The sequence below is a fragment of the Allobrachymonas sp. genome, assembly GCF_041912815.1.
In the GTDB taxonomy this organism is placed as follows: Bacteria; Pseudomonadota; Gammaproteobacteria; order Burkholderiales; family Burkholderiaceae_C; genus Brachymonas.
Genome location: NZ_JAYRLV010000006.1, coordinates 118,613 through 138,975 on the forward strand (window position 1 = coordinate 118,613; position 20,363 = coordinate 138,975).

Below are 20,363 nucleotides of genomic sequence, written 5' to 3' on the forward strand. Positions count from 1 at the left end.
GTCATTCGTACCGTCGCAATCTTTGCGACATGGTTATCCGCATGGATTTTCTTCCCTCGCAATCGAACGTGAACATGCATCGCGTCGTCGAAGTCCGAAAATACATAAAAAAACCCAGGTGACCGAAATCACCTGGGTTTTCATTCTGGCGGAGAGGGCGGGATTCGAACCCGCGGTAGGCTATTAACCTACACACGCTTTCCAGGCGTGCGACTTAAACCGCTCATCCACCTCTCCAGAAGCATTGAATTGTAGCTCAGAAATCTCGTCTTTTTGAAACGCCCCTCACTTTTGTTGCTGTGACATGCAGCTCATGCCCGGGGCGGTGTGGGCGTGTCTGCATGGGCCTTCACCAGGGTCATGGCCGAGCTGATGAGGGTGGAGACCTCCTGCATGCTGGCGGGAACGACGAGCGTGGTCTGTGCATCGGCAGCGACACGGCTGTAGGCGTCCACGGCCTTTTCTGCCACCTTGAGCTGCACGGCCGCTTGGCCGCCGGGCAGACGGATGGCTTCGGCCACACGCGAGATGGCCTGTGCCGTGGCTTCTGCCACCGCGGTGATCGAGGCTGCCTCGCCCTGGGCCTTGTTGATGACGGCCTGTTTTTCACCTTCGGAGCGCGCGATGTAGGCTTCACGCTCGCCTTCGGCCAGATTGATCTGCTCCTGGCGCTTGCCTTCCGATGCGGCGATGCGGGCACGCTTTTCGCGTTCTGCGGTGATCTGGGCCTGCATGGCGTGCAGGATTTCGGCAGGTGGGGTCAGATCCTTGATCTCATAGCGCAGAACCTTGACGCCCCAGTTGAGTGCGGCTTCATCGATGGCATTGACGACCTGGGCATTGATCATGTCCCGTTCCTCGAAGGTCTTGTCGAGTTCGAGTTTGCCGATGACGCTGCGCAGCGAGGTCTGTGCGAGCTGTGTGACAGCCACGATGTAGTTGCTCGAGCCATAGCTGGCGCGCATGGCATCCGTGACCTGAAAGTACAGGATGCCATCAACCTGCAGCTGGGTGTTGTCGCGCGTGATGCAGACCTGGCTGGGGACATCGAGAGGGATTTCCTTGAGGCTGTGCTTGTAGGCCACACGATCGATGAAGGGAATGAGGAAGTTCAGGCCAGGGTTGAGAGTGGCGTGGTATTTGCCGAGCCGCTCCACCACCCAGGCGTTTTGCTGCGGGACGACCTTGAGTGTCTGGGCCACGAAGATGACGGCGAGAACCAGAAGGATGAGTGCGTATGCCATGGAAGTGCAAGAGGGTGAGGAAAGGGGGAGCAGGATTCCGACGGGAAAGACTGCGGGAAACAGTCTAAACGACTGTGGTCCACAGGGGCACGGGAGTGCTGGCTGCGACAGGAGGGCTGGGAGGTCAGGGGGCGTGAGGCGTGACAGGACGCAGCACCAGCTGGTTGCCCCGAATGTCCACGACAGTGTGCGAACCGGCTTGGCGCGGAGCCGCAGGGTCGGCGGCAATGGCCGTCCATGGAGCCCCGCGGTAGTGAACCCGGGCCGTGCCATCGGCGCGCCAGACCTGCACCTGGACGGGTTCTCCGATGTCGAGGCCATTGAAGGTGGCGTTGCCTGTGGCTGTTTCAGGTGAGCTGCTGGCCGTGCGCCGTTGCCGCAGGGTGCGCAGGAGATGCCAGGCCAGCACGGCCACGGTGCTCACGCAGGCGGCGAGCAGACACTGCGCGGTCACGCTGGCACCGAGCTGGGCAGCCAGGGCCGCCACCAGGGCACCCAGCGAGATCATGAGCAGATAGAAGGTGCCTGTCATCAGTTCGGCGGCGATGAGCAGCAGCATGGCGATGCCCCAGAACAGGGTGTGGCTCATGAAAAACTCCTTGCGGTAGGGGGTGCGTCCGGCAAAAAATACCCGTGCATCCGTATGGGGTGGAGGCTGTGGATGACGGAAAGCATCCATATGCCATGAGGCATGTGGGATGCCGCCCACAGGCCACGCGGACAGGCATGCTGTCACCGGATGTGCAGCGCAATCGTCATGCAAGACTCGTATCATTGCACATTCTTTTTGGGACACCGCCACCGACTATGGCGTCCCCTGGAGAGGCGGGAGGAGGGGGCATGATTTCCCTTTCTTTTTTGCCTCTTCCATACTGCCGGTTTCCGCCGGTTCTTCAGGAGTCTTGCAGTGAAATTTCGTTTTCCCATTGTGATCATCGATGAGGATTACCGTTCGGACAATACGTCCGGCCTCGGCATCCGTGCCTTGGCCGAAGCCATCGAGAACGAGGGATTCGAAGTGGTGGGTGTCACCAGCTATGGTGACCTGTCCCAGTTTGCCCAGCAGCAGAGCCGGGCGAGTGCCTTCATCCTGTCGATCGACGATGAGGAATTCACCCCCGGCCCCGACCTGGACCCGGCCGTGCTCAATCTGCGCAACTTCATCGAGGAGGTGCGTCGCAAGAATGAGGAAGTGCCGATTTACGTCTATGGCGAAACCAAGACCAGCCGTCATCTGCCCAACGATGTGCTGCGCGAGCTGCATGGCTTCATTCACATGTTCGAGGACACGCCGGAATTCGTGGCACGCCACATCATCCGCGAGGCCAAGGCGTATCTCGAAGGTATTCAGCCTCCCTTCTTCAAGGCGCTGCTCGACTATGCAGAGGACGGTTCCTATTCATGGCACTGTCCGGGGCATTCGGGGGGGGTGGCCTTTCTCAAGTCGCCGGTGGGGCAGATGTATCACCAGTTCTATGGCGAGAACATGCTGCGTGCCGACGTCTGCAACGCCGTGGAAGAGCTCGGACAGCTGCTCGACCACAACGGTGCCATCGGTGAAAGCGAGCGCAATGCCGCGCGCATCTTCAATGCCGATCACTGCTTCTTCGTGACCAATGGCACCAGCACCAGCAACAAGATGGTGTGGCACCACACGGTAGCGGCCGGTGATGTGGTGGTGGTGGACCGCAACTGCCACAAGAGCAATCTGCACGCCATCATCATGACGGGCGCGATTCCGGTGTTTCTCAAGCCCACGCGCAACCATTACGGCATCATCGGCCCGATTCCCAGGGAGGAGTTCACGCCCGAGGCCATCCGGGCCAAGATCGCTGCCAATCCGCTGCTCAAGGGCGTCGATCCGGACAAGGTCAAGCCGCGCATCCTGACGCTGACCCAGTCCACCTACGACGGGGTCCTCTACGACACGGAAGCCGTCAAGCAGATGGTCGACGGCTATGTGGAGAATCTTCACTTCGATGAGGCGTGGCTTCCGCATGCGGCCTTTCATCCCTTCTATGGCACCTACCATGCCATGGGGCGCAAGCGCGAACGTCCGCAGAAGACGATGGTCTATTCGACCCAGTCGATTCACAAGCTCCTGGCAGGCATCAGCCAGGCCAGCCAGGTTCTGGTGCAGGACTGCCAGGAGCGCAAGCTCGACACTTACCTCTTCAACGAAGCCTATCTGATGCACACGAGCACCAGCCCGCAGTACAGCATCATTGCCAGCTGCGACGTGGCTGCAGCCATGATGGAGCCTCCGGGAGGCACGGCGCTCGTGGAGGAAAGCATTGCCGAGGCGCTGGATTTCCGCCGCGCCATGCGCAAGGTCGACGAAGACTTCGGGCGGGACGACTGGTGGTTTCAGGTCTGGGGCCCCGAACACCTCGTGGAAGAAGGCATCGGCCGCGCCAGCGAGTGGATCCTGCATCCGGGCCAGGACGGCGATCTGCCCGGGGTGGGCGAACAGTGGCATGGCTTCGGTCCGCTGGCCGATGGTTTCAACATGCTCGATCCCATCAAGTCCACCATCGTGACGCCCGGGCTGCGCATGGATGGCAGCTTCGACCGGTCCGGCATTCCCGCCAGCATCGTGACCAAGTATCTGGCCGAACATGGCGTGGTGGTGGAGAAGACCGGTCTGTACAGCTTCTTCATCATGTTCACCATCGGCATCACCAAGGGCCGCTGGAACACCCTGGTCACGGCGCTGCAGCAGTTCAAGGACGACTACGACAAGAACCATCCCATGTGGCGCATCCTGCCCGAGTTCTGTCAGCAGCATCGCCGCTACGAGCGCATGGGTCTGCGTGACCTCTGTCAGTACGTTCACGAAATGTACGCCAAGTACGACATCGCTCGCCTCACCACCGACATGTACCTGTCGGAGCTGGCGCCTGCCATGACGCCGTCCGACGCCTATGCCCACATCGCGCGACGCAAGACCGAACGTGTCGAGATCGACCACCTCGAAGGACGGGTGACCGTGGGGCTGGTGACTCCCTATCCTCCCGGCATTCCGCTGCTCATTCCGGGCGAGGTCTTCAACCGCAAGATCGTCGATTACCTCAAGTTCGCACGCGAATTCTCACGCCAGTGTCCGGGCTTTGAAACCGACATTCATGGGCTGGTCGAGCAGATCGACGAGCATGGCGAGACACGCTACTACGCCGACTGTGTGGCAGCCGCCTGCGACGGACGCAACAACGGCACACCGGTGTCCGATGGCCCCATGAATCTCACGATCGACGACATGATTGCCACCCAGCACGATTCTCCCTACATCAATCCGTTCTGACTCTGAACCGCCGGCACGTCAGCAGCAGTTTCGGGCAGGAGCTGCTGCAGGCGTCGCTCTGAAGGCAATTCAGGCTTCAGTCCAGTCTGTAGAGAGCAGAAAAAAGGCGACTCCCTTGGAGTCGCCCCTGTCTGAATGGGCCGTGGAGCAGAACGGGCCAGGGCTATCCGCTCCCAGCTCGAGCCTGGCTTCAGGCGTAGTCGGACCCCAGGCCTGCCGTCTGGCTGAAGCCACAGTCCACATAGCTCACCTCTCCGGTCACGCCAGATGCCAGGTCAGAGAGCAGGAAGGCAGCGACGTTGCCTACTTCCTCGATGGTGACATTGCGGCGCAGCGGGGCATTGGCGGCCATGTAGGCCAGCAGCTTGCCGAAGTCCTTGATGCCGCTGGCAGCCAGGGTCTTGATCGGGCCTGCGCTCACGCCGTTGGCGCGGATGCTGCGGCCATCTTCGGTCCGTCCCACCGCCTCGGCCAGATAGCGCACCGAGGACTCCAGGGCGGCCTTGGCCAGGCCCATGGTGTTGTAGTTCGGAATGGTCCGCACGGCGCCCAGATAGGTCAGAGTCAACAGGGCCGAGTGGTCATTGAGGTAGGGCATGGCTGCCTTGGCCATGGCCGGAAAGCTGTAGGCGCTGATGTCCATGGCCACACGGAAATTCTCGCGGCTAAGGCCATCGAGGAAATTGCCGGCAATGGCTTCGCGCGGAGCAAAGCCGATGCTGTGCACGAATCCATCGAAAGTGGGCCAGGTCTGCGACAGATCGGCAAACAGCCTTTCGATCTGGGCATCGTCTCCCACATCGCAGTCGAAGACCAGATTGGAGCCGAAATCGGCCGCAAACTCGCTGATGCGGTCCCTGAACCGCTCGCCCACATAGCTGAATGCCAGCTCTGCGCCCTGCTGGTGGCAGGCCTTGGCAATGCCGTAGGCAATAGAGCGGTTGGAGATGACGCCGGTGATGAGCAGTTTCTTGCCAGTCAGAAAACCCATGGATCCATCCTTGTGCAATTCGAAATTCCTGGTTGAGAATGCAGTCGATCCCTGCATGCAAGTCCTGCACGGCTGCGAGAGCTTTTTCTGAACGCGGCGCATCGGGCCCTGTGTGCTTCCTGTTGGCACCTCACACCGCACGTGTCACAGCGCTGGCCAGACATGGCGGCAGACAGTGCAGTGAGAAGGCCCAGGCACCATTCACCGTTCCTTTTTCAGAAGGGCGCCGCTGCGCATTGCCTCCTTGCATGGAGTCTGCCTGCATGGCAGGCAGGAATCGCGACCCCGCGACACCGTGGCTCCTGGTCGCGGCGGGTCTTTCCGGTTGCCCGGATTTTGCAAAGGCGACATTGTCGCATGATTGAATGCCCCATGTACCTGCTGCGGCGCAGAGCTGCCTGCAAGGCCGTGAACCTGCAGCCCGTGATTCCGAGTGTGCAAATCGTTTGCACAACTTGAATCCGAGGGGCTATCTGGCTATAATCTTGGCATCACGACCAGAGCGTGCACGCAGAATGGGCCGGTTTTCACCGCCCTTTTTTTTTGCTTGCACGCCAATGGAAGTATTTTATCTGGCCCACAAATCGTTGTAAATCAATGACTTGTGGATTATGCATCACAAGGGTTGCGCGTGTCGTTACAGAATTTGGTGGAACAAACCGTACAGGCCATGGGGCTTGATCTGGTCGAAATCGAACGTTCGGCCGGCGGTTTGCTGCGCATCACGATCGATCTGCCCTGGCCGCAAGAGGGTGGGGAGGCCTTCGTCACCATCGAAGACTGCGAAAAGGTGTCGCGTCAGCTCCAGTATGCGCTGGAGGTCGAGGGTGCCGATTACACGCGTCTCGAAGTGTCTTCTCCCGGCATCGATCGTCTGCTGCGTCACGAGCAGGATTTCGATCGCTTTCAGGGTGAAGAGGTCGATGTGACGCTCAAGGAGCCCATCGGCGTCAATTCCGGCAATATCGCGGCCAATCGCAAGAAGTTCCGAGGCACGCTGGAAAAGTCCGATTCCGGGTGGCAGATCGTTTGGAGCGATGCGCCTCCGGTCAAGCCGGGGCAGCGCGTGAGCAAGAAGAAGGCTCCGCCGCCGCTGCAGGCGCTTGGTTTTACCTTAGACGAAGTGCGCGAGGTCCGGCTGGCGCCGGTCGTGAATTTCAAGGGGCGCCGCCGGCCCGCGCAGCCGGCACCCGAAAGCGGCGAGGCATGAGCGTCACCCAACCCGACCACAACATACAAGACTTACGGAGTAAATCACGATGAACCGCGAATTGCTGATGCTGGTGGAAGCCATTGCCCGCGAAAAGAACGTCGATCACGATGTGGTGTTCGGCGCCATCGAGCTGGCTCTGGCCCAGGCCACCAAGAAGCTTTATCAGGACGATGTGGACATTCGTGTGGCCATCGATCGTGAAACAGGCGAGTACGAGACCTTCCGCCGCTGGCTGGTGGTGCCGAACGAGGCCGGCCTGCAGAATCCTGCAGCCGAGGAGCTGCTCATGGATGCGCAGGATCGCATCCCCGACATTGCCGTGGGCGACTATATCGAAGAGCAGATCGAGTCGGTGCCCATCGGGCGCATCGGGGCCATGACCGCCAAGCAGGTGGTGCTGCAGCGCATCCGGGATGCAGAGCGCGACATGCTGTTGCGCGAGTTCCTCGAACGTGGCGAAAAGATTTTCACCGGGACGGTCAAGCGTGCCGACAAGGGCGATCTGATCGTCGAGAGCGGCCGCATCGAAGGTCGACTCAAGCGCGGCGAAATGATCCCCAAGGAAAACTTCCGCACTGGCGACCGCGTGCGGGCCATGATCATGCAGGTCGATCCGACGCTGCGGGGGGCTCCCATTCTGCTGTCGCGTTCGGCGCCGGAATTCATGGTGGAACTCTTCCGTCAGGAAGTGCCTGAAATCGAGCAGGGCCTGCTCGAGATCAAGAGCTGTGCCCGTGACCCGGGCAGCCGTGCCAAGATTGCAGTGGTGGCGCATGATCCGCGCATCGATCCCATCGGAACCTGTGTCGGCGTGCGTGGCAGCCGGGTGACGGCCGTCACCAACGAGCTGGCAGGCGAACGTGTCGACATCGTGCTCTGGAGCGAAGACCCGGCGCAGTTCGTCATCGGGGCCCTGGCTCCCGCCAATGTGCAGTCGATCGTCGTGGACGAGGAAAAACACGCCATGGATGTGGTGGTGGACGAAGAAAACCTGGCCGTGGCCATCGGGCGTGGCGGGCAGAATGTCCGCCTGGCTTCCGATCTCACCGGCTGGAAGATCAACATCATGGACGCGGCAGAATCGGCACAGAAGCAGGCCGATGAAACCGAGACCCTGCGCGCGCTCTTCATGAGCAAGCTCGACGTGGATCAGGAAATTGCCGACATCCTGATCGAGGAAGGATTCACCAGTCTCGAAGAAGTGGCCTATGTGCCGCTGCAGGAGATGCTGGAAATCGAGGCGTTCGACGAGGACACCGTCAACGAATTGCGTGCACGTGCCAAGGATGCGCTGCTGACCATGGAAATCGCCCGCGAAGAAAGCGTGGACGATGCGGCCAGCGATCTGCGCGATCTCGAAGGCATGACGCAGGAACTGCTGTCCAAGCTGGTCAAGCACGGCGTGCATACGCGCGACGATCTGGCCGATCTGGCAACTGACGAGCTTGTGGAGATCACGGGACAGACCGACGATGAGGCCACGGCGCTCATCATGAAGGCCCGCGAGCACTGGTTCAACCAGGACCAGGCATAAGAAAGGGGTGAGCATCAATATGGCATCGACACACAGTACCGTGGCTGATTTTGCAGCCGAACTCAACAAGACCCCCGAAGCGCTGCTCGAACAGCTGCGCGGGGCTGGCGTGCACAAGTCCACCCCTTCCGATCCCGTGAGCGAGGCGGACAAGCTTCGGCTGCGCGATTTTCTGCGCGCCAGCCATGGCGGAGCGGGCGGCGATCGCAAGAAGATCGTGCTGACCAAGAAATCCACCAGCGAGATCAAGCAGGCCGATGCCACGGGCAAGGCACGCACCATTCAGGTGGAAGTGCGCAAGAAGCGCACGCTCATCAAGCGCGACGAGCTCGAGCAGAAGGCTGACGCAGCCGCCGATCACGCTGCTCCCACAGCGCCGGCCATCGATACGGCCGAGCTGCAGCGCCGCGAGGAAGAGGCACGCCGTCAGGCCGAGCTGATCCGCCGGCAGGAAGAAGAGCTGGCCGAACAGCGCCGTCGCCGAGAGGCAGAAGAAGCAGAGGCCGCACGCAGGGCAGAAGTCGAGCGTGCTGCAGCCGAAGAGGCTGCCCGCCTGGAAGCGGAAGCCAAGGCGGCTGCGTTGTCTCCCGAGGAAGCCCGTGCTCAGGCACGTGCCCGCGCAGAGGCCGAAGTGGCAGCCATTCAGCATGCCCGCGCAGAAAGCATCGAGAAGGCTGCTGCTGCCCGCGAAGCCGACCATGAGCGCGAGCGCGCGGCCGAAGAAGCCAAGCAGGCTCAGGAAGCTGCGCGCACGGCGGCCCAGGCCAAGCTCGAAGCAGACCGCAAGGCGCGTCTGGAAGAAGAGGCCCGCAAGGCACGCGAGCTCGAAGAGAAGCGTCGCAAGGCCCTGGCCGAGGCCGAGGCCATCCGCGCCATGATGAATGCTCCCGCCAAGGTGCTGACGGCCAAGAAGCCCGAGGAAGCCAAGGCCAAGGGAACGCTGCACAAGCCCGCGGCCAAGGCAGATGCCAAGCCCGCAGTCAAGACCGGTGGGGCAGATGCCAAGCCGGCCGGCGCCAAGGAAGTCAAGTCCAGCAAGCTTTCGTCGAGCTGGGCAGGTGACAGCAACAACGATAGCCGCAAGCGCGGCGAGATCAAGACGCGCGGCGACACCTCGGCAGGCAACCGCAGCGGTGGCAATGGCTGGCGCTCTGGTCCGCGTGGCAACAAGCGCAACGATCGTCATCACCGCGGCGGTGACGACCATCATCAGCAGGCACAGGCCGAGTTCAAGCAGCTCGAAATTCATGTGCCAGAGACCATCACCGTGGCCGAACTGGCGCACAAGATGTCGATCAAGGCGTCCGAGGTCATCAAGATTCTGATGAAGCTTGGACAGATGGTCACCATCAACCAGCCGCTCGACCAGGATACCGCCATGATCGTGGTGGAAGAACTGGGACACACGGCCGTGCAGGCGGCTCTGGATGATCCTGAAGCCTTCACCGAAGAGGAAGTCGAGGCACAGCAGGCAGAACTTCTGCCGCGCGCTCCGGTTGTCACCGTCATGGGCCACGTCGACCATGGCAAGACCTCTCTGCTCGACTACATTCGTCGCGCCAAGGTGGCGGCAGGGGAAGCAGGGGGCATTACCCAGCACATCGGTGCCTACCACGTCAAGACGCAGCGTGGCATCGTGACCTTCCTGGATACCCCAGGCCACGAGGCGTTCACTGCCATGCGTGCCCGTGGTGCCCAGGCTACCGATATCGTGATTCTGGTGGTGGCTGCCGACGACGGCGTGATGCCGCAGACCAAGGAAGCCATCAAGCACGCCAAGGCGGCAGGTGTTCCCATCGTGGTGGCCATCAACAAGATCGACAAGCCTGATGCCAACCCCGAACGGGTCAAGGGCGAGCTGGTCTCCGAAGAAGTCGTGCCCGAGGAATACGGCGGCGATTCTCCGTTCGTCGAGGTGTCTGCCAAGACCGGACAGGGCATTGATGACCTGCTCGAAAACGTCCTGCTGCAGGCGGAAGTGCTGGAGCTCAAGGCGCCGGTCGATGCACTGGCCAAGGGGCTTGTGATCGAGGCCCAGCTCGACAAGGGCCGTGGCCCTGTGGCCACCGTGCTGGTGCAGTCCGGCACGCTCAAGACGGGCGATGTGGTGCTGGCAGGACAGACCTGGGGTCGCATCCGGGCCATGACCGACGAGAACGGTCGTCCGGCCAAGTCGGCAGGCCCCTCCATTCCTGTGGAGATCCAGGGGCTGAGCGATGTGCCGCTGGCCGGTGACGAGTTCCTCGTGATGGCTGACGAACGTCGGGCCCGTGAGATTGCAACCTACCGCTCCGGCAAGTACCGCGACACCAAGCTGGCCAAGCAGCAGGCAGCCAAGCTCGAAAACATGTTCGCCAACATGGAGGCGGGCGAGGTCAAGCATCTGCCCATCATCATCAAGGCCGATGTGCAGGGCTCGCAGGAAGCGCTGGCTTCCTCGCTGCTCAAGCTTTCGACCGACGAGGTGAAGGTGCAGGTCGTCTATGCGGCGGTCGGCGGCATCAGCGAAAGCGACATCAACCTCGCCATCGCCTCCAATGCCGTGGTCATCGGCTTCAACGTGCGTGCCGATTCGCTGGCCCGCAAGACGGCCGAGGCCAATGGCATCGACATCCGCTACTACAACATCATTTACGATGCAGTGGATGATGTGAAGGCGGCCATGAGCGGCATGCTCACGCCGGACAAGAAGGAAGAGGTTGTCGGTACGGCCGAGATCCGCCAGGTGTTCCGCGTCAGCAAGATCGGTTCCATTGCCGGCTGTATGGTCACGAGCGGGGTGGTGCACCGCACCTCCAAGCTGCGCCTGCTGCGCGACAATGTGGTTATCTTCACTGGCGAGCTCGACTCCCTCAAGCGCTTCAAGGACGATGTCAAGGAAGTCAAGGAAGGTTTCGAGTGCGGTCTCAACATCAAGGGCTACAACGACATTGCCGAAGGCGATGTGCTGGAGTTCTTCGAGATCAAGGAAGTCGCACGCACGCTGTGACGCGGCATGTCGGCAGGGATGCTCCAGGGCGTTCCTGCCGATTCCTTCGTCCCTCTGCATTCCGGAGTTCCATGCCTCAAAAGAAATCTCCCACCCAGCGCAGTTACAAGGTTTCCGACCAGATCCAGCGGGATCTGTCGGAGCTGATCGCGCGCGAGCTCAAGGATCCCCGCGTGGGCATGATCACGCTGCAGGGCGTGGAGGTCACGCCCGACTACGCCCATGCCAAGGTGTACTTCAGCGTACTCACCGGAGATCCTGTGCAGACGCAGGAGGCGCTCAACCACGCGGCTGGGCATCTGCGCAACGGGCTTTTCAAGCGCCTGCACATCCATACCGTGCCCACGCTGCACTTCGTGTATGACCGCACGCAGGAACGTGCGGCCGACATGAATGCCCTGATCGCCAAGGCAGTCTCTTCCCGTGCCAAGGACGACTGAGCCATGAATGCGCCTCGCACACGGGTGCAGCGGCGCCCGGTGCATGGGGTGTTGCTGCTCGACAAACCGCTGGGTCTTTCCAGCAATCAGGCTCTGCAGAAGGTCAAGTGGCTGCTGCGCGCCGAAAAGGCTGGCCATACGGGCACGCTCGATCCTCTGGCTACCGGTGTGCTGCCTCTGTGCTTTGGGGCGGCGACCAAGTTCAGTCAGATGCATCTGGATGCCGACAAGGCCTATGAGGCCCTGCTGCGGCTCGGACAGACCACCACCACGGGAGATGCCGAAGGCGAGGTGCTGCGTGAACGCCCGGTACAGCTGTCCAGCGAGACCATCGAGGCAGTGCTGCAGCGCTTTGTGGGCGTCCAGCAGCAGATACCGCCCATGCATTCGGCCCTCAAGAAGGATGGCAAGGCCCTGTACGAATATGCGCGTGCCGGGCAGGTCGTCGAACGTGCGCCGCGTACCATCACGGTGTCTGCACTCGACAGGCTGGAGGTGCCTGCAGAGGTGCAGGCCGCCTGTCCTCCGGGAACGGTGCTGCGGCTGCGCGCTTCCGTGAGCAAGGGCACCTACATCCGCACGCTGGCCGAGGATATCGGTGAGGCACTGGGTTGCGGTGCACATCTGATAGGCCTGCGCCGCGTTCAGACGGGGGCCTATGATCTGCAGCGTTGCATCACGCTGGAGGCGCTCCAAGCCATGGATGCCGCAGGGCGTCTTGGCGCGCTGCTGCCTCCCGATGTGCTCCTGACCGGACATGTGCCTGTCATGCTGGACACCGATGATGCAGCCCGTTTCCTTACCGGCCTGCGCAGAAGAGGCGGCTGGTCCGATGCGCCCCAGGTTGCGGTTTATGGCCCGGTGCCTGCTGCAGAGGGCACCGCTGAGCCAGAAACGCCCAGGGGCGGGCCCGACCGGGTGTTGCTGGGCACGGCACACATCCAGGCGGGGCAGCTCATTCCCACGCGTGTGCTCAGTCCCCTGGAAATTGCCCAGTGGCTGCAGCAGCAGGCAGAGATCACGGTGCCGACGGAGGTGCCGTCGTGACGACAGTTCCCCTGTGACCGGCATGCCGTGTCATGACATGCCGACGGGCAGGCCAGCATGCCTGCCGGAGATTCCCTTTCCTCTTTTTCAGAAACCCTTTTATTCAGACCGTTTGATCCCATGAGCACCCAAATTCGCAATATCGCCATCATCGCCCACGTCGACCACGGCAAGACCACCATGGTCGACCAGCTGCTGCGCCAGTCTGGCACCTTTGCCGAGCACGAAAAGGTGGTGGACACCGTGATGGACAACAACGCCATCGAGCGTGAGCGCGGCATCACCATCCTGGCCAAGAACTGCGCCGTGAGCTGGCAGGGCACGCACATCAACATCGTCGACACTCCCGGGCACGCGGACTTTGGCGGCGAGGTGGAGCGTGCGCTGTCCATGGTCGATGGCGTGCTGCTGCTCATCGATGCGCAGGAAGGCCCCATGCCGCAGACCCGTTTCGTCACCAAGAAGGCGCTGGCCCTGGGCCTCAAGCCCATCGTGGTCGTCAACAAGGTGGACAAGCCGGGCGCCAATCCGGACAAGGTCATCAATGCTGCCTTCGATCTGTTCGACAAGCTGGGCGCCACCGACGAACAGCTGGATTTCCCCGTGGTGTACGCATCCGGGATCAACGGCTGGTCTTCCCTCGAAGAAGGCGAGCCGGGGGCCCAGTGGGGCCCCGACATGTCGGCGCTCTTCGACACCATTCTCAAGTACGTGCAGCCGCACGAAGGAGATCCCGATGCTCCGCTGCAGCTGCAGATCTCGGCGCTGGACTATTCCACCTTCGTGGGCCGTATCGGCGTGGGCCGCGTGAATGCGGGCCGCGTGCGTCCCGGCATGGATGTGCTCGTCATGGAAGGTCCGGACGGCCATCAGCTCAAGGGGCGCATCAACCAGGTGCTGACCTTCGAGGGTCTCGACCGCGTGCAGGTCAAGGAGGCTGGCCCCGGCGATATCGTGCTCATCAACGGCATCGAGGAGCTTGGCATCGGCGTGACGGTGACCGATCCGGCCGATCCGCAGCCCCTGCCCATGCTCACAGTCGACGAGCCCACGCTGACCATGAACTTCTGCGTCAATACCTCTCCGCTGGCAGGCCGTGAGGGCAAGTTCGTCACCAGCCGCCAGATCTGGGACCGCCTGCAGAAGGAACTGCAATCCAATGTGGCCCTGCGCGTCAAGGAAACCGATGAAGACGGCATTTTCGAAGTGTCTGGCCGTGGCGAACTGCACCTCACCATCCTGCTGGAGAACATGCGCCGCGAAGGCTACGAGCTGGCAGTGTCCAAGCCCCGCGTGGTGTTCCGCGAGATCGATGGCGAGAAATGCGAGCCGATCGAAATGGTCACCTGCGACATCGAGGAAGGCCACCAGGGCGGCGTCATGCAGGCACTCGGCGAGCGCAAGGGCGAGCTCGTCAACATGGAGCCGGACGGTCGTGGGCGTGTGCGTCTCGAATACCGCATTCCTGCACGGGGCCTCATCGGTTTTGCCAACGAGTTCCTCAACCTGACCCGCGGCAGTGGCCTCATCTCCAACATCTTCGACGGCTACGAGCCTCACAAGGGGGATATCGGCGGCCGCAAGAATGGCGTGCTCATCAGCATGGACGATGGCGAAATCTTCACCTACGCTCTGGGCAAGCTCGATGACCGTGGCCGCATGTTCGTGAAGGCAGGCGATCCGGTCTACGAAGGCATGATCGTGGGCGTGCACAACCGTGACAATGACCTCGTGGTCAATGCCACCCGTACCAAGCAGCTCACCAACTTCCGCGTGAGCGGCAAGGAAGATGCCATCAAGATCACGCCCCCGATTGATCTCTCGCTCGAATATGGCGTGGAATTCATCGAGGACGACGAGCTCGTCGAGATCACTCCCAAGAGCATCCGCCTGCGCAAGCGCTTCCTCAAGGAGCATGACCGCAAGCGTGCCAGCCGCGAAGGGCAATAAGCAGGCGCCTTCCTCCAGGGTCGACTCTGTGGTTCATGCTCCGCAAAGGGCATGAGACTCCGGGGGGCCTGGGAGGCACGAGACAGTGCCAGTCATGATGAGGCCGGACCTCTTTTCCGCAGGGAAAGGGGCCGGCCTTTTCCATGTCTGCCTCCCAGCTCCAGAGCTTTGGCATACTGCATGACATGCGGCGAGCACCTCTTCGGCTGTCAAGGGACAAGCCTGAGGGGGATGCAGGCATGCGTTGCTTTAGCTAGCTAGCCCTGGTTCCCGCGGCAGAAACAATCACCCTACAGGAGACACGATTCATGGCTGATACCCCATCCTGGTCCTGGACCACACCGGACGTTCTGGCTGAAGTGCGCGGAGGCGTGGGCTTTCTGACGCTCAACCGTCCTCGGGCACTCAACGCGCTTTCTCTCGCGATGGTGCGCAGCCTGTACGAGATTCTGGTGGCATGGCAGGGCGATCCGTCCGTGCAGGCTGTGGCCATTCGGGGCAGCAACAAGGAAGGGCCGTTCGGTGCCTTCTGCGCAGGCGGTGACATCCGCTTTTTCCATGATGAGGCAGCACGCGGCAATCCGGGCATCGAGGATTTCTTCACCGAGGAGTACACCCTCAACCATCTCGTGCACACCTATGGCAAGCCCTACATCGCCTTCATGGACGGCATCGTCATGGGGGGAGGAATGGGCATCACCCAGGGAGCCACCGACCGCATCCTTACCGAACGCACGCGCATGGCCATGCCGGAGACCCTCATCGGACTTTTCCCGGATGTGGGCGGCGGCTATTTCCTGAGCCGCTGTCCGGGGCATGCGGGCGAATGGCTGGCATTGACTGGAGAGCATGTGAAGGGAGGCGACGGGCTCGCCATCGGCTGGGGCGATCACTTTCTTTCCAGCGCCCGGCAGGCGGACGTGTGGCAGGCACTGGGGGAACAGGATTTCGTCGACGGGCAGGCGGTGCGGGACTGGCTGCGCCTGCAGGTCGAATCGGCTCCGCCGGAAAGCGACGGCTTTGCGCAGGCCCGTCGCCTTGCCGATGGGTATTTTAGAGGGGAGGGCGTCTCGGACATTCTGCACGCGCTGGAAGCGGCGGCGGACGATGCATGGGCTCTCGGCACGGCTCAGGCGTTGCGCAAGCGTTCACCTCTCATGCTGCATGTGGTGCTGGATCAGGTACGCCGGGCGCGCCATCTGTCGCTCGCTGACGATCTCCGCATGGAACGCACCCTGGTTCGGCACTGTTTCTTTCCGGCCCATCTGGGGCGTACAGCCACGTCCAGCGAAGTGGTGGAAGGGGTGAGGGCGCTTGTGGTGGACAAGGACAATGCTCCACGCTGGAATCCTCCCGCAGTGGAGGAGGTCACCCCCGAGATGGTGGCTGGTTTCTTTGTCGCTCCATGGCCTCGCGACATGCATCCCATGGCACATCTGCGCTGACCCCATCCTGACCGCGGAGCGGAGACAAGACACTCCCCGGAAGGGGGCGATCAGCGGTGACGGCTTTTCATGATGCGCTCCACTTCCCGCTTGCCCTCGCGTTCCTTGATGGTGTTGCGCTTGTCGTGTTCGGCCTTGCCCTTGGCGAGGGCAATCTCGCATTTGACGCGGCCTTCCTTCCAGTGCAGGTTGATCGGAACCAGGGTATAGCCCTTCTGTTCCACCTTGCCGATCAGTCGCCGGATTTCGTCCTTGTGCATGAGCAGCTTCTTGGTCCGGACGCTGTCCGGGCTGATGTGGGTCGATGCGGTCTTGAGCGGGCTGATCTGGCAGCCGATCACGAACAGCTCGCCATTGCGGATCACCACGTATCCTTCGGTGAGCTGCACCTTGCCTTCGCGCACGGCCTTGACCTCCCAGCCCTGCAGTACCATGCCGGCCTCGTAGCGTTCCTCGAAGGCGTAATTGAAGGCGGCTTTCTTGTTCTCGGCAATGCGATTGCTCGAGGGCGATTTTTTGCTTGTCATAATGGGAGCCATGTGTGAGGGTTTCCCGCAGCATGCTGCTGCTCCAAAACCCGGTGCAGGAAGGGGCGCATGCCCTGATTCCTTCGTTCCTGCAGCATTCTCAAATCCGCATTGTATGAAAACCGTCCGCAAATCCGTCCTGATCTGGTACAGCCCGGCCGAAATGTTCCGGCTGGTCTCCGACGTGGAGTCCTACCCTGCGTTCCTGCCCTGGTGCGGGTCGGGCAAGGTCCTTGAAAAGACGCCGGATGGCATGGTGGCCGAGGTCGGGATATCGCTGGCAGGTTTCAAGCAGACGTTCGTGACACGCAACCATGAAATCCCCGACCGCCAGATCGATCTGGATCTGGTGCGCGGACCGTTTTCGGATCTGCACGGACAGTGGCGGTTCGAGCCGGTAGGAGATGGGCAGCAGCGTGCCTGTCGTATCCATTTCGAGCTGCAATACGGTTTTTCAAGCAGAACCCTGGCTGCGCTGGTGGGGCCGGTCTTCGACAAGATCGCCGGCAGCTTTGTGGATGCCTTTCTCCAGCAGGCCAAGAAAGTCTATGGCTGACACTTCTCTTTCCCATCATTCCTCCGCAGCTCCCGGGATAGACGTGGAGCTGGTCTATGCACCTGCCCCTCGGCAGATGCTGCGGCAGATGCTGAAGCTCCCCGCAGGCAGCACGCTTGCCGATGCCGTGCGTGCGAGCACCCTGTCCACCGCATCCGAAGTGCAGGAGTGGCTGCGTCTTCCCATGACAGCGGCGTCCTCAGAGGCCAGCAGTTCAGCGAATGCCGTACTGCCCATTCTGATGTCCGGCATCTGGGGGCGCAGGGCAGAGGCTGGCCGTGTCTTGCGCCAGGATGATCGGGTGGAACTCTATCGGCCACTGCTGGTGGACCCCAAGGTGGCGCGACGCGAGCGGTTCCAGCGGCAGGGCGCACGCAATGCCGGTCTGTTCGCCAGACGGCGCGCCGGAGCCAAGTCCGGGTACTGAAGAAAGCGCACTCCCGTACGCTCTGCCGTGTCCCGTGCCATCGTGTGGGTGCAGGGTGGCTGCGCTGCAGCACGCACAGAGACCCCTCCGGGAGACGGGCACTTGTGCAGCGGAGGTTTGAATCAGCTCCAGCGTGCCTGCCGTCTCCATCGTGGCAGGGAGGGTGGGCGGCATGGGCATATGCGATGCAAACCTGCTTGCCTGTCCTGATCGGACGGTGCGGGTTGCCATTTCGTTTTCTGTTTTCTTTTTTGTTTTTCGCCATCATGCATATCGACGTCCGGATTCTTGATTCCCGCCTGGAAACTCAGATGCCAGCCTACGCCACCCCTGGCAGTGCCGGACTGGATCTCAGGGCCTGTGTGCAGGCACCTCTGGTACTGCAGCCGGGAGCCTGTGAGCTTATTCCGGCGGGTCTGGCCCTGCATCTGGCCGATCCTGGCTATGCGGCGCTGATCCTGCCGCGTTCCGGCCTGGGGCATCGACACGGCATCGTGCTTGGAAATCTGGTCGGCTTGATCGACAGCGATTACCAGGGCGAACTGATGGTCAGTGCCTGGAACCGTTCGGCCGTTGCCTACACCATCGAGCCCATGGAACGCATTGCCCAGCTGGTGATAGTTCCCGTCATGCAGGCCCAGTTCAGGGTGGTGGAAGATTTCGGGCAGGCGACCTTGCGGGGAGAGGGGGGCTACGGTTCCACCGGACGCTGAGCGCGACGAATCTGCCCATCGAGCTCCGGTACAGGGGCTCGATGGGTATGGATGGTGCTGGTCTTATTGCCAGCGGGAGGCTGCCAGCATGGCAGCCAGCTTTTTCTCGACGGGCAGAGGCTCGTGATCCAGCTGGGCTGCCAGCAGTTCGCCGCTGAGCATGGCGAGCGTCAGCCCGCGCGCGCCCATGCCGCAGCACAGATACACACCGTGCAGAGCGCAAGAGGCTGGCGCAGTATCTTGGCCCGCGGTTCCACGAGAGGCTCGCTGGGATGGGCTTCGGTGGCCTTCCTCTGGCAGCAGCGCGCCTACCGCTGGCAGGCGATCGGGAAGGGTTGCGCGTACGCCTGCCCATCCATGCGCCAGCCCCGATGCGAATGTCGCTTCCAGTGCTGCTGCAGACCGTGGATGCAGGATGCGGAGCTTGTCGAGTATGGCCGGCATTTCGCTTGCACGCACCGAGGCATCGTCGTCTTCGCGGACAAAGGTCGATCCCGTGGTCCAGATCATGCCCTGATGATGACCGATCTGCCAGGGAATGTGGGCGGCCATGCTGCCCTTGCCATTGACGGGCAGTGAGGGCAGCTCAGTGGGGGCGTCAGGCACATCGGCTTCCCATCCCCAGGCGATCTGCCCCCGAAGGGGATGCAGGTGCAGGCCGAAGGGCGCAGCGTGTGTGTCAGCCGGTCTTTTGTTTCCTCTGGCAGGCATGGGAGCATCTTGGGGCGCGTGGTCTGCCAGCTGCGCAAGCAGGTTCTGCGTGGCGTGTGCGGCAGCCAGCACGACGATATTGCCCGAACCTAGGCATCGTCCGTCCGTCGTATATGCCTGCCAGTGCGATTCATCTGGTGTGTCCGTCGTCTGGGACAGTGCCGCGACCTCGGAGTCTGTGCGTATCTCGATGCCGGGATGCGAAAGCAGGGCCTGCACCAGAGCAGGAGGTTTGATCCAGGCCGCACAGGCATGCCACATCACCGCTGGCGCATCAGATAGCAGGGCTCGGGCGCGTATGTTCTCAGGAGCGGGGCATGCCCAGGGAGTCGCAGCCGCACGGAGGTCCGAGGAAGATGCTTCGGTCCAGGTACGGGGCAGTTTGACACGTCCCTCCACACAATGCTCCACCACCCCCGTGGGAGCCCAGTCCGTGCCGGGCGACAGATGGTCCGCCGCACGTGCCAGGGTGCAGCGGATGCCTGCCCGGCTGATCTGGCTGATGCGAGTATCGTCGGCAGAGGTATGGGGAACGACAAGCCCGACCGGAAGCCCCGAGGCCCCAGAGGCAGGCCCACTGCGATCAAGTACCACGACTTTCCAGCCACGACGTGCCAGGCTGTAGGCACAGGCCGCACCGCTCAGCCCTGCTCCGATGATGAGCGCACGGCGTGTCTTCTGGGGCTGAGGGGCAGATGGCGCAGGGCTCTGCCAGCGGGGAGCCCAGGTCAGGGTGCATTCCAGCGTGTCGTGCGTGGTCGATGGTGGACGGGGTACCGGTGCCCGCTCGCAGTCCTGCCATCCCTTGCTTGCCAGGTGGTGCAGCAGGGCATCCGACGCAGGGGGCGGGGAGAGCTGCATGGTGAGCCGGGTGTGATGCCGGGCACGGGCCGTGAGGGCCGATACCACCGTGCGCATATCCTGCAGAGCGGGGTCAGCCGTTGCAGGGTCAGGCCAGTGCATGCGGATGGCATCGAAGGTGCCAGTGGCATCCAGCAGTGCCTGTCCCATGGGGGCTACGACCACATGCAGAATCAGCCGCTCATCATGCAGCACCATGCGGTGCCATCCGGGGAGCAGTCCCCACCACTGTCTTTGCAGGGCATCGAGCATGGCGCCTTCGGCTGCGGCAGGCATGGGGAGGAATGGAGCGCGCGCACGCCATGCACTCCACTGGTTCAGCACGTCCCCCCAGGACGGGGGCTGTTCGCATTGCCAGACGCAATGCGATACCGAGTGGGGAGCGGACTGGCCATGCGTCCACCACTGGACCCA

Annotated in this window: 16 protein-coding genes and 1 tRNA gene; 11 read left to right on the plus strand and 6 right to left on the minus strand. The window is 62.1% G+C overall.

Features of this window, described 5'->3' with window-relative positions; translation table 11 throughout:
* Positions 1-146 precede the first annotated feature (146 nt).
* The 3 genes from ACE3P9_RS06870 to ACE3P9_RS06880 all read right to left on the minus strand — a co-directional run bounded on the left by ACE3P9_RS06870 (position 147) and on the right by ACE3P9_RS06880 (position 1,833).
* Positions 147-237: transfer RNA gene (locus ACE3P9_RS06870), tRNA-Ser, on the minus strand.
* Positions 238-311: 74 nt separating this feature from the next.
* Positions 312-1,244, minus strand: coding sequence for an SPFH domain-containing protein (locus tag ACE3P9_RS06875; protein ID WP_374492746.1), 933 nt, complete (start codon positions 1,242-1,244; stop codon positions 312-314).
* 124 nt (positions 1,245-1,368) lie between these two features.
* On the minus strand, positions 1,369-1,833 hold the full coding sequence (locus ACE3P9_RS06880; RefSeq protein WP_374492747.1) for an NfeD family protein: 465 nt from the start codon (positions 1,831-1,833) through the stop codon (positions 1,369-1,371).
* 318 nt (positions 1,834-2,151) lie between these two features.
* Between ACE3P9_RS06880 and ACE3P9_RS06885 the strand changes: the two genes are divergently transcribed.
* On the plus strand, positions 2,152-4,545 hold the full coding sequence (locus ACE3P9_RS06885; RefSeq protein WP_374492748.1) for an Orn/Lys/Arg decarboxylase N-terminal domain-containing protein: 2,394 nt from the start codon (positions 2,152-2,154) through the stop codon (positions 4,543-4,545).
* A 190-nt stretch (positions 4,546-4,735) separates the two neighbouring features.
* Here the strand turns inward: ACE3P9_RS06885 and fabI are convergent, their stop codons facing one another.
* A complete protein-coding gene (gene fabI / locus ACE3P9_RS06890; protein WP_374492750.1) occupies positions 4,736-5,536 on the minus strand; it encodes an enoyl-ACP reductase FabI in 801 nt (266 codons plus the stop codon).
* A 631-nt stretch (positions 5,537-6,167) separates the two neighbouring features.
* Between fabI and rimP the strand changes: the two genes are divergently transcribed.
* The 7 genes from rimP to ACE3P9_RS06925 all read left to right on the plus strand — a co-directional run bounded on the left by rimP (position 6,168) and on the right by ACE3P9_RS06925 (position 16,154).
* Entirely contained in the window at positions 6,168-6,746 is a 579-nt protein-coding gene (gene rimP, locus ACE3P9_RS06895; protein WP_374492752.1) for a ribosome maturation factor RimP, read from the plus strand.
* Between the two features lie 49 nt (positions 6,747-6,795).
* On the plus strand, positions 6,796-8,283 hold the full coding sequence (gene nusA, locus ACE3P9_RS06900; RefSeq protein WP_374492753.1) for a transcription termination factor NusA: 1,488 nt from the start codon (positions 6,796-6,798) through the stop codon (positions 8,281-8,283).
* Between the two features lie 19 nt (positions 8,284-8,302).
* Positions 8,303-11,272 (plus strand): translation initiation factor IF-2, encoded by a 2,970-nt coding sequence (gene infB / locus ACE3P9_RS06905; RefSeq protein WP_374492755.1) that lies wholly within the window; start codon positions 8,303-8,305, stop codon positions 11,270-11,272.
* Positions 11,273-11,343: 71 nt separating this feature from the next.
* Positions 11,344-11,712, plus strand: a complete 369-nt coding sequence (rbfA, locus tag ACE3P9_RS06910) for a 30S ribosome-binding factor RbfA (protein ID WP_374492756.1) — start codon at positions 11,344-11,346, stop codon at positions 11,710-11,712.
* Between the two features lie 3 nt (positions 11,713-11,715).
* Entirely contained in the window at positions 11,716-12,759 is a 1,044-nt protein-coding gene (gene truB / locus ACE3P9_RS06915) for a tRNA pseudouridine(55) synthase TruB (protein ID WP_374492757.1), read from the plus strand.
* Between the two features lie 120 nt (positions 12,760-12,879).
* Complete coding sequence (gene typA, locus ACE3P9_RS06920; RefSeq protein ID WP_374492760.1) at positions 12,880-14,709, plus strand: translational GTPase TypA; 1,830 nt, start codon at positions 12,880-12,882, stop codon at positions 14,707-14,709.
* A gap of 308 nt (positions 14,710-15,017) precedes the next feature.
* The gene (locus tag ACE3P9_RS06925) at positions 15,018-16,154 is read left to right on the plus strand and encodes an enoyl-CoA hydratase/isomerase family protein (RefSeq protein WP_374492761.1); all 1,137 of its coding nucleotides are present in this window, start codon (positions 15,018-15,020) and stop codon (positions 16,152-16,154) included.
* 50 nt (positions 16,155-16,204) lie between these two features.
* Here ACE3P9_RS06925 and smpB read toward each other — a convergent pair whose 3' ends face one another.
* Positions 16,205-16,681, minus strand: a complete 477-nt coding sequence (gene smpB / locus ACE3P9_RS06930) for an SsrA-binding protein SmpB (protein WP_374492762.1) — start codon at positions 16,679-16,681, stop codon at positions 16,205-16,207.
* A 115-nt stretch (positions 16,682-16,796) separates the two neighbouring features.
* Here smpB and ACE3P9_RS06935 point away from each other — a divergent pair, with 115 nt between their 5' ends.
* From ACE3P9_RS06935 to dut, 3 genes are all read left to right on the plus strand, one after another.
* Positions 16,797-17,237, plus strand: a complete 441-nt coding sequence (locus ACE3P9_RS06935) for a type II toxin-antitoxin system RatA family toxin (protein WP_374492763.1) — start codon at positions 16,797-16,799, stop codon at positions 17,235-17,237.
* Positions 17,230-17,664 (plus strand): RnfH family protein, encoded by a 435-nt coding sequence (locus tag ACE3P9_RS06940; protein WP_374492764.1) that lies wholly within the window; start codon positions 17,230-17,232, stop codon positions 17,662-17,664. Before ACE3P9_RS06935 ends, ACE3P9_RS06940 begins: the two co-directional genes overlap by 8 nt.
* A gap of 266 nt (positions 17,665-17,930) precedes the next feature.
* Positions 17,931-18,377 (plus strand): dUTP diphosphatase, encoded by a 447-nt coding sequence (dut, locus tag ACE3P9_RS06945; RefSeq protein WP_374492765.1) that lies wholly within the window; start codon positions 17,931-17,933, stop codon positions 18,375-18,377.
* A gap of 63 nt (positions 18,378-18,440) precedes the next feature.
* Here dut and ACE3P9_RS06950 read toward each other — a convergent pair.
* Positions 18,441-20,363: FAD-dependent oxidoreductase (locus ACE3P9_RS06950; protein WP_374492767.1), on the minus strand; the 1,923-nt coding region annotated here is incomplete at its 5' end.